This is a genomic window from Acinetobacter sp. CY79 (assembly GCF_059515845.1).
This window is the reverse complement of record NZ_JCAKMY010000007.1, coordinates 29,941-42,140: the sequence shown is the minus strand read 5'-3', so window position 1 is coordinate 42,140 and position 12,200 is coordinate 29,941. Positions and strand designations below refer to the sequence as shown.

General features: G+C 38.9%; 13 protein-coding genes and 2 tRNA genes. 11 read left to right on the top strand and 4 right to left on the bottom strand.

The window, feature by feature from the left end:
• The first annotated feature begins 12 nt into the window (after positions 1–12).
• A complete protein-coding gene (galE, locus tag AC5YCE_RS03945; protein WP_496171126.1) occupies positions 13–1,029 on the top strand; it encodes a UDP-glucose 4-epimerase GalE in 1,017 nt (338 codons plus the stop codon).
• 64 nt (positions 1,030–1,093) lie between these two features.
• Here the strand turns inward: galE and AC5YCE_RS03940 are convergent, their stop codons facing one another.
• A complete protein-coding gene (locus AC5YCE_RS03940; protein ID WP_496171125.1) occupies positions 1,094–2,464 on the bottom strand; it encodes a phosphohexomutase domain-containing protein in 1,371 nt (456 codons plus the stop codon).
• A gap of 203 nt (positions 2,465–2,667) precedes the next feature.
• Between AC5YCE_RS03940 and AC5YCE_RS03935 the strand changes: the two genes are divergently transcribed.
• On the top strand, positions 2,668–3,585 hold the full coding sequence (locus AC5YCE_RS03935; RefSeq protein ID WP_496126479.1) for a LysR family transcriptional regulator: 918 nt from the start codon (positions 2,668–2,670) through the stop codon (positions 3,583–3,585).
• Between the two features lie 155 nt (positions 3,586–3,740).
• On the opposite strand, the gene AC5YCE_RS03930 is transcribed toward AC5YCE_RS03935, so the two are convergent.
• Together AC5YCE_RS03930 and AC5YCE_RS03925 are read right to left on the bottom strand one after the other, a co-directional pair.
• Positions 3,741–3,816 (bottom strand) — tRNA-Gly (locus AC5YCE_RS03930).
• 48 nt (positions 3,817–3,864) lie between these two features.
• Positions 3,865–3,937: transfer RNA gene (locus tag AC5YCE_RS03925), tRNA-Gly, on the bottom strand.
• Positions 3,938–4,165: 228 nt separating this feature from the next.
• Between AC5YCE_RS03925 and AC5YCE_RS03920 the strand changes: the two genes are divergently transcribed.
• From AC5YCE_RS03920 to AC5YCE_RS03905, 4 genes are all read left to right on the top strand, one after another.
• Complete coding sequence (locus AC5YCE_RS03920; RefSeq protein WP_496171124.1) at positions 4,166–4,474, top strand: BolA family protein; 309 nt, start codon at positions 4,166–4,168, stop codon at positions 4,472–4,474.
• A gap of 9 nt (positions 4,475–4,483) precedes the next feature.
• A complete protein-coding gene (locus AC5YCE_RS03915) occupies positions 4,484–4,879 on the top strand; it encodes a SirB2 family protein (protein ID WP_496126213.1) in 396 nt (131 codons plus the stop codon).
• A 318-nt stretch (positions 4,880–5,197) separates the two neighbouring features.
• Positions 5,198–5,611: a hypothetical protein gene (locus AC5YCE_RS03910; protein WP_496126214.1), complete on the top strand. Its 414-nt coding sequence runs from the start codon at positions 5,198–5,200 to the stop codon at positions 5,609–5,611.
• Positions 5,612–5,821: 210 nt separating this feature from the next.
• Positions 5,822–6,412, top strand: a complete 591-nt coding sequence (locus AC5YCE_RS03905; RefSeq protein WP_496126215.1) for a LysE family translocator — start codon at positions 5,822–5,824, stop codon at positions 6,410–6,412.
• A gap of 41 nt (positions 6,413–6,453) precedes the next feature.
• Here the strand turns inward: AC5YCE_RS03905 and AC5YCE_RS03900 are convergent, their stop codons facing one another.
• Positions 6,454–7,098: a DedA family protein gene (locus AC5YCE_RS03900; RefSeq protein ID WP_496126216.1), complete on the bottom strand. Its 645-nt coding sequence runs from the start codon at positions 7,096–7,098 to the stop codon at positions 6,454–6,456.
• Between the two features lie 219 nt (positions 7,099–7,317).
• Between AC5YCE_RS03900 and AC5YCE_RS03895 the strand changes: the two genes are divergently transcribed.
• From AC5YCE_RS03895 to AC5YCE_RS03875, 5 genes are all read left to right on the top strand, one after another.
• On the top strand, positions 7,318–7,734 hold the full coding sequence (locus AC5YCE_RS03895) for a DoxX family protein (RefSeq protein ID WP_496171123.1): 417 nt from the start codon (positions 7,318–7,320) through the stop codon (positions 7,732–7,734).
• 182 nt (positions 7,735–7,916) lie between these two features.
• Positions 7,917–9,485 (top strand): glutamine-hydrolyzing GMP synthase, encoded by a 1,569-nt coding sequence (guaA, locus tag AC5YCE_RS03890; RefSeq protein WP_496171122.1) that lies wholly within the window; start codon positions 7,917–7,919, stop codon positions 9,483–9,485.
• A gap of 271 nt (positions 9,486–9,756) precedes the next feature.
• Positions 9,757–10,431 (top strand): HNH endonuclease, encoded by a 675-nt coding sequence (locus AC5YCE_RS03885; RefSeq protein WP_496171121.1) that lies wholly within the window; start codon positions 9,757–9,759, stop codon positions 10,429–10,431.
• Between the two features lie 237 nt (positions 10,432–10,668).
• On the top strand, positions 10,669–11,619 hold the full coding sequence (locus AC5YCE_RS03880; RefSeq protein WP_496171120.1) for a pirin family protein: 951 nt from the start codon (positions 10,669–10,671) through the stop codon (positions 11,617–11,619).
• Between the two features lie 55 nt (positions 11,620–11,674).
• Complete coding sequence (locus AC5YCE_RS03875) at positions 11,675–12,073, top strand: OsmC family protein (protein WP_496126220.1); 399 nt, start codon at positions 11,675–11,677, stop codon at positions 12,071–12,073.
• Positions 12,074–12,200: the final 127 nt, after the last annotated feature.

The following is a 12,200-nucleotide window of genomic DNA, read 5'->3' as shown; positions in this document are numbered from 1 at the left end:
TAGGGTGGGATTATGGCTCAAATATTAGTGACAGGTGGCGCAGGTTATATTGGATCTCATACATGTATTGAGTTGTTAAATGCAGGTCATGAGGTTGTTGTTTTAGATAATCTTTCGAACAGCTCTGTTGAATCCTTAACACGAGTTCAAGAGTTAGCGCAAAAAAGTCTGAATTTTGTTGAGGGTGATATTCGTCATCCTGAAACTTTAGATTCGGTGTTCAAGAATTTTAAAATTGATGCTGTGATTCACTTTGCAGGATTAAAGGCGGTGGGTGAAAGCCAACAGATTCCTTTAACCTACTTTGATAATAATATTGCAGGTTCAATCAGTCTCGTTCAGGCCATGGAGCGAGCACAAGTCTTTAATTTGGTGTTTAGTTCCTCTGCAACTGTTTATGATGAAGCGAATATCTCACCGTTGAATGAAGATATGCCAACGGGTATGCCGACCAATAATTATGGTTATACAAAGCTGATTGTGGAGCAGTTATTACAAAAACTCTCTATCTCAGACGAGCGCTGGTCAATTGCGTTATTGCGTTATTTTAACCCTGTAGGGGCGCATAAGAGTGGACGTATTGGAGAAGATCCACAGGGTATTCCCAATAATTTAATGCCATTTGTGACCCAAGTTGCAGTCGGTCGCCGTGAAAAATTATCGATATTTGGTGATGACTACGATACTGTAGATGGTACAGGTGTACGTGACTATATTCATGTGGTGGATCTTGCTAATGCGCATTTGTGTGCTTTGAATAACCGTCTAGAACATAAAGGTTGTCGCGCTTGGAATATTGGTACAGGTCATGGTTCTTCTGTATTACAAGTTAAGAATACCTTTGAACAAGTGAATGGTGTTGCAGTGGCTTATGAGATTGCACCACGCCGTTCTGGTGATGTTGCAACGTCATTTGCCAATAATGCTCGTGCAATGGCTGAACTCGGTTGGACGCCTCAATATGGTTTAGAAGATATGCTTGCTGATAGTTGGAATTGGCAGAAGCAGAATCCTACAGGTTATAAGTAATAGTCATTTATTCAATAACAAAGGGAGCTGATTGCTCCCTTTATTCTTTCTAAGAAGACGAGACTTATCCTTCAATTAATGCTGTGAGTTCATCAACATAATCTTGCATTGGTTTAGGATTTTGATCTAAACGACTTTCAATATTTAAGCGAAGTAAAGGTTCAGTGTTGGATGCACGAACGTTGAAGCGCCATGAACCAAAATCCAAACTCACACCGTCGGTATAGTCAATTTCAGGCTTTTGATCTTCGAAATGATCAAAAATCTTTTGAATGGTGATTTGAGTATCAGTAACCTTAAAGTTGATTTCACCACTACAAGGGAATTTAGTGATCATATCTTCAACTAAACTTGATAAAGATTGTTGGGTGTCTGAGAGTACAGAAATCGCCAACAACCATGGAATCATACCGCTATCACAATAGGCAAAATCGCGGAAATAGTGGTGTGCACTCATCTCGCCACCATAGACTGCATTGTGCTCACGCATCTTGTCTTTAATAAATGAATGACCTGATTTAGATTGAACCGTGATGCCTTTATATTGTTCAACGATGTCCAGCGTATTCCACACTAAACGCGGATCATGAACGATTTTTTCACCTGACTGTTTCAGTAAAAATGCTTGAGCCAATAAACCGACGATGTAATAACCTTCAATAAATTGCCCTTTTTCATCAAATAAGAAGCAACGGTCGAAGTCACCATCCCATGCAATCCCCATATCCGCTTGATGTTGAATCACAGCTTCGCTGGTACTTGAACGGTTTTCAACTAAAATCGGGTTGGGAATCCCATTGGGGAAATTACCATCAGCTTCATTATTGATTTTGATAAATTCAACAGGGATCTTCAATTCTTTGAATTTATGTTCAATCGCATCAACAATATGACCTGCAGCGCCATTCCCTGCATTCATGACTAATTTAAGCGGGCGAATGCTTTGTGGCTGAATATAACCCATCAAGTGTTCAATAAACTCAGGTACGATATTGTAACTTTGTGCCGTTCCTTTCACCGCAACTTCAACGAAGTTCTCAGATTCCGCCAGCGCTTGAATCTCGTTCAAACCTGAATCAGCGCCAATTGGGCGCGCATTTTCACGGACCAATTTCATACCGTTATAATCCATCGGATTATGACTTGCGGTGATTTCAATACCACCTTGGACATCTAAATGAAATGCACCAAAATAGACTTCCTCTGTACCTGTCATGCCTAAGTCTAAGACATTCACACCAGCATCATTGAGGCCACGGATCATTGCTTGTTTTAAGCTTTCACTACTAAGACGGATATCACAGCCAACCACAATTGATTTAGGTTGATAGATCTGTCCGTAAGCGCGTCCGACTTTATAAGCAATGTCCTCATTTAACTCTGTACCGAGTTTTCCACGAATATCGTAGGCTTTAAAACAAGTCAGTTTAGTCATAATGGTCATATTATAAGGTTGATTTCTATGCCTTGATTATAACGGATGATTTGTAAAAAAAGGGATAGAAGTGTTATTGCTTAATAATGTTTGATAGTTTTAGGTTTGTTCATTTAAATTTATTTAAGATGAATTAAATTAAGTTTTTTATCGAAATGTTTTATGATGACAGTGCTCAAAAATTGCGGTAATGGACATTTAACATGATTGAACTTAGACATTTAAAAACATTGGCGGCACTTAGAGAGCATGGTTCTTTAGTCGCAGCAGCAGGGGATTTATGCTTAACCCCTTCAGCCATTTCACACCAATTAAAAGAGCTAGATCAATGGTTTGGTATTGAAGTTGTGAATCGACGTAATCGGCCAGTGAGCTTTTCCAATGTTGGTTTAAGATTACTCAAATTGGCGGATGATATTTTGCCACAAGTGCAAATTGCACAAAGTGATATTTCTCGTATTGTGCATGGACAGACGGGGCGTATTATTTTTTCCTCTGAATGTCATAGTTGTTTTGATTGGTTGATGCCTTTATTAAATCAATATCGGATGCAATATCCGGACGTAGATTTAGATTTTGCATCGGGTTTTGAGGCTAATCCGCATGAGCTTTTACAAAATGCTGAGTTTGATCTGTTGATTACAGCCGATCCAATCGCGCTCAAAGGAATTGAGTATTTTCCTATTTTTGAATATGAGTCGCGTTTAGTTTTATCCAACACGCATCCTTTGGTACGTGCAGAAAAGATCACAGTTCAAGATTTAGCGGAACAAACATTGGTGACTTATCCTGTCGATAAGCATCGTCTCGATATTATGTCGAAGCTTTTTATTCCTGCGAATATCTTACCGAAACAAATCCGGACCACAGATCTGACTCAGATGTTAATTCAATTGGTTGCGAGTGGTCGGGGTGTGGGTGCATTGCCAGACTGGGTCGTGAATGAATATGAGCAAAAAGGTTGGGTGACATCAAGACGCTTAGATTGTGTTGCACCCGAAGGCCTACGTCGTACGTTATATGCGGGGTATCGAGTAGAAGAAAAACAAAAAAGTTATTTTGAGGGTTTTTTAACTCAATTGGATAAATTTTCTAAAAGACGTACGCACTATTATGATTAATTTTCACCGATGATGATGTTTATATCCTAAGCGTTGAGCAAAGTAACCTACGTTGCTTTGCTTATAATTTGTGATTTATCAATCAATAGAACATTGAAATAGAATTTTAAACCATAAAAAAACCCTCATCATATGATGAGGGTTTTTTTAGAATCTGGAGCGGGAAAGGAGACTCGAACTCCCGACCCCAACCTTGGCAAGGTTATGCTCTACCAACTGAGCTATTCCCGCGGAGTCTGTACAGTTTTTTAAATGAAAAAACGATACTAAAAAATTTTGAGCGGGAAAGGAGACTCGAACTCCCGACCCCAACCTTGGCAAGGTTATGCTCTACCAACTGAGCTATTCCCGCATGCCGTGTATAATACAGGATGGAAAAATACGGTCAATCACTTTATGTAAAAATTGAGTTTGTTTGAATAAAATAAAAGCATTTTTCATGAAAATAACATGAATTGATCAGTTTTTCATACCTTTAGCTCCAAATGTCACTTCAAAATACAGCAAAGTTCGAAGCTCAATGACCTTACGGAACAAGGTATACTCTTAACATTAAAGGTTTTAGAACTGGAGAAGTGTTGTGACTTTAGAACAACAACTGATTGAACGTTTACAGAGTTTAGCCCCGAACCATTTAGATGTGATCAATGAATCAGCGGGACATGGTGGTTATTTCCCGGGTAAAGAATCCCATTTCAAAGTCACGATTGTCAGTAATGTATTTGAAGGCTTACGTTTGGTACAGCGTCATCAAAAAATTTACGCTGCAGCAGGTGATTTACTTTCTCCAGGTAAAATTCATGCCTTGGCAATCCATGCGTACTTACCTTCTGAATGGACAGGTACAGCTCCAGCAAGCCCTGAATGTGCGCACGCACCAAAACAATAAGAGTCATCTATGGAATTACATCTGATCATTAAAATTGTGCACATGTCGAGTGTGGCACTCTTGATTGTGGCTTTTTTGCTACGTGCTTCAACGCTTCTTTTATCGAAAGAAAATGATGCGCCTTTAGCAAAAGGTCCGAAAGCTTTAATTGGTTTGCAACATTTGTCATTAACCCTGATTGTGCTGACAGGTGTGACTTTACTGATCATGAATGATTTACAAGTTCAACCTTGGTTTTATGCAAAAGTAATCCTGTTTTTAGTGATGATTTCATCTTTGATCAAAGCGTATAAAGCCGATGACCGTATCTTATTGGTACAACGTAAAGCGGGTTTGGTGATCAGTGGTGTGGCTTTGATCGCGATTATTGCATTGGTCATGATCAAGCCTGTATTTAATTCATGAGTAGATATTTATTCGCAACTCGATGGTTTAATTAATTCAATTCAGCATAAAAAATTTTTGATGGGTTTATGTTGATTCGAGTTAGGTTTAATTCAGTAATCAGCACAAGCTACATTGTCAAAAAGAACTGGTCTTTAAACTCAAAGACGAAGTTTATCTGTGTCTGAGTGTTTGAAAATAGATAAGCTCCATGAGTGATGATGAAAGATAAATCTGAGCAAAATAAGCTATTAAGGTTTTGAGCAACAGATCATAAATTGACGAAAGCCTATCAGACGTTGTTCAATGGGACAGAAAAGAAATAAGATCGAGAACGAAATGAAATTTAAATCACTTAAAATGATTCAATTGACTCTGGTTGGGCTCAGTATCGGTTTACTTAGCGCATGTGCAACCACAGTGAAACCGACCTACGTTTCGCCAACCCAATATCAAGGATTGAACTGCGCACAGCTGAGTTCTGAGTTCGATCGTATTCAGCATTATATCGAAACTGGGGTACAAACACCGAAACGGACTGGAATGGGTGTGGGTATTGGTTTAGGTGGTGGATGGGGCAGTCGTGGCGGTTGGGGCATCGGTCCATCTGTTTCAGTGAACATGGGGCAATCATCAAATACCAAAAACACTGAAATATCACGTCTCTATGGTGAGCAAGACGCACTCAGTCAAGCAGCACAATTTAAAAATTGCCCTTATGTGCCAAAGCGTCAAGTTGAAGTGAAAAAATAAGGCATCAGCTGTTTGCATGGTGTCGCATTACCCAGCAAACAGCTTTTTTATGGCAAAATGTTTCAAAGCTAAATTGATCTAAAACAGAGAATTAGGCTTTTAAAATTACGTATTTTGACTTTAAATTCACATTTTCTTCATAATTAAAACTTGTTATCTTTTCCTAAGATCGTTTAATGTGTGCCCCACTCAACGTGGTTTAGATGTTACATGATAGAAAGTTGGCTCTTTATTTTTGCAGTGATTGCAGTACTCTTAGTACCTGGACCAACCAATGCATTATTGGCAAGCGCTGCACATCATCAAGGCATTTTAAAAACATTTTTATTGGTTCCGATGCAATTACTGGGCTATATCTATGCCATCAGTATTTGGGCACTGGTGATTCATTTAACCATGCCGATTTGGCCAAACCTGATTCATGTCTTACATACTATCAGTATGTTGTATGTGCTTTGGTTAGCATTTAAATTGTGGAAAACGGCGAATTTAGAGCAGCACAGTAAAAAAAACACCAGCTTGAGCAAATCTCAACTCTTTAAAGAAACCCTGAAAAATCCAAAGGCACTCTTGTTTGCTGCGGGTATATTTCCAGTCTGGACGTGGGACTCATTTCAAAACTATTTCTTTGTTTTAGGTGTGTTTATTGTTTGTCTTTTGCCATGTGCATTGTTTTGGACGTACTTAGGAAAACGAATTTTATCGGGTGGAATGATTACTGCCGATCGATTATATAAAGGATCGGCAATGCTACTTATGCTCAGTATGTTACCTGTCTTTGTGGGCTTCTTTCGCTATTAATTTTTGAGACTGATTTCGAGCACTCTTATTCAATATAGTCTTTAAGCATTCAAATCTTTGTTCGGAAAAAATTTGTGGCGAATAAACCCGATTACACCCGGTAATACGCTTAAAATGATGATCCCGAAAATCAAATAAGTGAAATTATCTTTGATGATCGGCATGTTGCCAAATAAATAGCCGAGTGTAATGAAAGAACCAATCCAGCAAAATGCACCGATCACGTTATAGCTGAGAAAATATTTATAATTCATGCTACTTGCACCCGCTACAAACGGTGCAAAGGTGCGCGCAAAGGGCACGAAGCGTGCAAAAATAATGGTTTTTCCACCATGCTTGTCGAAGAATTTTTGTGTATACACCAAATGTTTTTTATTAATAAATTTGGATTCGATCTCAAACACACGCGGACCAATATATTTACCGATATGATAATTCAGCGTGTCGCCTAATACGGCTGCAATAAATAGTAATATACCCAAAACCCAAGGATTCATTGCACCTGTTGACGCCGCCAAAGCACCAGCAGCAAACAATAAACTGTCACCGGGTAAAAATGGCATCACCACTAAACCTGTTTCTACAAAAATAATCAGGAATAAAATTCCGTAAATCCAAACGCCGTAATTTGTTATAAATTCAAGTAGATGGTCATCTACATGCAAAATAAAATCAATTAATTCCATGAGGTAAAAACTGTACAAAAGTGTGCGGAAATCCTAGCAGTCATCTTCTACAAAGTCAGTATCAAATTGATTTAATTTCCTTCTGCACAAGGAAATCTAAAATGATTTAATCATTCCAAATATAGAACGAATTGTATTTTGATATGTATTTATCCTAAAAATAAATCTAATTATTATAGGCAAATCGAGTCATAACTCATTAGAATTAAGGAAAAGAAGATGTTAAATCCAAATGTGGTGCTAAATCATCTGGTCAATCAAAATAAAATCAAGGCATTATTAAGTTTAATCGCACGTGTGTTGATGGCTTATATTTTTATTATTGCGGGATGGGGAAAAATTGCAGGGTATGAAGCCACTATAGGTTATATGGAAGCAATGGGTGTCCCAAGCGCAATGTTGCCGCTGACTATTTTACTTGAGTTGGGTGGTGGTTTGGCATTGTTATTGGGTTTTCAAACACGCTTGGTTGCACTGGGTTTGGCGGTATTTAGTTTGATCACAGCTTTTATTTTTCATTCAGGTGTAGATGATGCCGTTAACTTTATGAAAAATATGGCGATTGCAGGTGGATTATTGCTCTTGGTCTTGCAAGGTGCAGGAAAATTGAGCATTGATCAAGTCATTGAAAAATAGAAGGATCATTCTTAAATAAAACTTAGATGTTCAAATAAAGAAGTGGGTCATTTCGAACCCGCTTTTTTGTTTTAAAAGCATGAAATATACTGAAAAAAACAACACCGTTGAATCATGTGCGTAATCGATGGAAAAATGTTAGAATAGCGCGCTTATATTCGTTGCCTGCATAGTTGTTTGCCATGACTACCAATACCCAAATTACTGAAGACCGCATCCTGATTTTGGATTTCGGTTCTCAATATAGCCAGTTGATTGCACGTCGTGTACGTGAAGCTGGTGTTTATTCAGAAATGTATGCATTTGATATGTCTGAAGAAGATATTCGTGCATTTAACCCAAACGGGATCATCCTTTCAGGTGGTCCAGAAAGTGTTTATGAAGCTGGTAGTCCACGTGCCCCTGAAGTTGTATTTAACTTAGGCGTGCCTGTGTTAGGTATTTGCTACGGTCTACAAACCATGTCGCAACAACTTGGTGGTAAAGTAGAGCCGGGTGATGTGCATGAATTTGGTTATGCTGAAGTCGATATTCAAGTTCGTGACAAGCTCATTGGCGACCTTGAAGATACTGCAAATCAACTGAAAGTGTGGATGAGCCACGGTGACAAAGTAACTGCATTGCCTGAAGGCTTTGAAGTGACTGCAAGCACGCCAAGCTGCCCATTTGCGATGGTGTCTGATGAAGCGCGTCGTTTCTACGGTATTCAGTTCCATCCAGAAGTAACGCACACTGCAAAAGGTGCTGAGTTATTGTCTAACTTCGTTCACGGCATTTGTGGTTGTCGTAACCTGTGGAACTCTGAAAATATTATTGATTTACGTGTTGAACAACTTCGTGCGCAAATTGGTGATCAAAAAGTTTTACTTGGTCTTTCAGGTGGTGTCGATTCATCTGTTGTGGCTGCACTTTTACATCGTGCGATTGGTGATCAATTGACTTGTGTATTCGTAGATAACGGTTTACTTCGTTTGAACGAAGGCGAACAAGTGATGGACATGTTTGCCAAAAACATGGGTATCCGCGTGATTCGTGCTGATGCTGAAGAGCGTTTCTTAACTGCACTTGCAGGTGAAGTTGATCCTGAGAAAAAACGTAAAATCATTGGTCGTGAATTCATCGAAGTATTTGCTGAAGAAGCACGTAAGCTTGATGGCGTAAACTTCCTTGCACAAGGGACGATTTACCCAGACGTAATCGAATCTGCTGCGACTAAAAATGGTAAAGCGCATGTGATTAAATCGCACCACAACGTGGGCGGTTTACCAGCAGATTTAGCATTTGAATTGGTTGAGCCAATCCGCGATTTGTTCAAAGACGAAGTGCGCCGTTTAGGTACAACTTTAGGTCTTCCATTCGAAATGCTTTATCGTCACCCATTCCCAGGTCCGGGTCTTGGTGTTCGTATTTTGGGTGAAGTGAAAAAAGAGTATGCTGACATTTTACGTTTAGCAGATGACATTTTCATGCAAGAGCTTCGCGCAAGCGGTTGGTATGACAAAACTGCTCAAGCATTTGCTGTATTCCAACCCGTTAAATCTGTTGGTGTCGTCGGTGATGGTCGTCGTTATGCATGGGTAATCGCACTTCGTGCAGTTGAAACGGTTGACTTTATGACCGCTCGTTTTGCACATCTTCCGTATGATCTTGTAGACAAGATCTCTACGCGTATCATGAATGAAATTGCTGACGTTTCTCGTGTTGTTTATGACGTATCAAGTAAGCCACCTGCAACTATTGAATGGGAGTAATTCAGGGATTTCGGACAGCACTGCTGTCCGCCTGAATTACGCCAAGAGCTATGCTCTCGGCAGCTGGGATTTCAAGAAATAACGTTTCTTGCCTAAATTACGGCAAAGGCTATGCCTGCGCCAGTCGGGCTTTCTAAGAGCGATAGCTTTTAGCCGATTTTACGCCCAGCGCTATGCGCGCGGTAGTGTCTGATCAAGGACATATCTTATAAAAAGAGCATTTCGGTGCTCTTTTTTTATGTATATTAATTAAAAAAAATCAGGGTTTTACATGGATTTTTATAATTGGCTGTTATCAAAAAAAGGATTATCCAAAGCAACTGCATCAAAATATAACTTAGTCATTCAAAATAGAATTTCTGAATGGCTACCAAGCTATGAGCGTCCAAAAAATAGTATTGAATTTGAGGCTCTAAAACTTACAATTATTGATTTGGATATTTATAAAGAGCGGAATAGTGTTGGGAACAATATGTATTCATCTGCACTCAAGCATTATGGTCATTATTTAAGAGAGTGTGACTTAAATCGTGGGCTGATTTTTAAAGATGATCAAACTTTTAGTTCCGAAGCTGAAAGACAAATAAAAGTCAGACTAACTCAAAATAAATTTCGTAAATCTCTTTTTGAAATACATCCACATTGTGCTATTTCAGGACTTCAAAACGCTCAATTTTTAATTGCATCTCATATTAAGCCATGGTCGGTGAGTAATGATCAGGAGCGATTAGATCATTTCAATGGATTTTTACTAACGCCAAACTATGACCGTTTATTTGATCGGGGATTTATATCCTTTAGGCTAAATGGTGAAATCATGATTTCAAAGAAGTTAAATCAAGATGAAAGTAGTTTTTTCAATATACCCAACCAGCTTTTATTTAATCTCATGAAAGAACATAAAGTTTATTTGGAATATCACATGGATGAAATTTTCCAAAAATAATTTTGAGATACTTGATATAGATGATTTATTGATTTATCTATTTTGAGTCCAGATAAATTTCTAATAATAAAATTAACTGCTCTTACATTTTCCTCCCTTAGAATTGTCCTATTTCTGATATACAGCTTATCGACCTATCGCTAGGTTTAAACATGCCAAAAAGATAGAATGAAAATAATCACAAACGATAAAACGCTAAAAACGTATTTAGTGGAAAGCAATTGAAAGGATGATGTTATGACCAATACGAACTATACAGAGATTTCACATTCGGATGATTGTGAAAAATACGTCAACCAATTTATCCAAGATTTTCCAATCCGATCAGCAGAAATAGGCAAGGGCACCGTTATTAAACGTGCTCTACCCAGTCGTCAAAAACGCCTAATTGGTGCATGGTGTTTCCTTGATCATGCAGGTCCTGTGAGCTTCCCACAAGGCGATGGACTGGATGTTGGTCCACATCCACATATTGGTTTGCAAACTTTTACATGGATGATCGAAGGCACAATGCTACATAGTGATAGCCTGGGTACAACCAATCAGTTGATTCGTCCTAAACAAGTCAATCTGATGACTGCGGGGCGTGGTATTTCACATACCGAAGTTGCACCAGATACAGAAACTAAAATGCATGCAGCACAGCTCTGGATTGCATTGCCAGATGACAAACTTAATATCGATCCAAGATTTGATCATTACCCAGAACTGCCAGTCGTTCAAAAAGAGGGGATTGAATACACCGTATTGGTCGGTGAATTTCTTGAGACGACCTCGCCAGTGCAAGTGCATACCCCACTTTTAGGCGTAGATTTGACAGCAACAGAACAAGTCACCACACGTTTGAAACTGAATCCTGCATTTGAATATGGTTTTATGGCACTTGAAGGAACAGCAGTGATTCATGGTCATCATTTAGATGCAGATAATTTGGTGGTTTTAGAACCTGGCTTAACGGAAATTGAAGTGACTATTCACGCCAATAGTCGAATTTTATTGCTAGGTGGTGAACCCTTTGAATCGCCTATTTTATTGTGGTGGAACTTTGTCGGTCGTACACAAGCAGAATTGAAAATTGCGCTGAATGATTGGAATAATGCAGATGAACGTTTTGGATCTATTCCATCGTACACGGGTAAACGCTTAGAGGCGCCTGCATTTCCAGACAGTATGCGTGCTTCTAAATAATTTAACAGTTAGATAATTAGATATTCCACAACAAACAGCCCATAAGGACAACAATATGGCAATGATCGCAAATGCAAAAGTACACACCCGTGAAGAACATTGGCTCGGTGAAGTGACCAGTGGTAAGCATCAGTTATTGACCGATAAACCTGAATCATTTGGTGGTCAAGACTTAGGTTTGGCGCCGTATGATTTTATCTGTTCAGGTTTAATTTCATGCACCATGATTACTTTACGCATGTACGCACAGCATAAAGGTTTGGATTTGGGTGAGTTTGTTGTTGAAGCTGAGTTTCATGCCAATAAAGAAGGCAAAGAGTGGATTGAACGTCGTTTATCTTTTGTCAATCCATTGTCTGATGAGTTAAAACAAAAAGTACTCGATATCTGCCAAAAGACCCCGGTGACCAAGACGCTACTAAGAAGTGTCGAGATTAATACTACAGTGGTTTAAGCAGACTTTAAGCGAATCGAAAGCTTGGATTGACTCTCGCAATTGCATGCCGTGAAGTGTGATTGTATGTAAAATCTGATTTTGAATCACTGTATCTAAGAATGACATTTTCTGTAAAGCGGGGTGT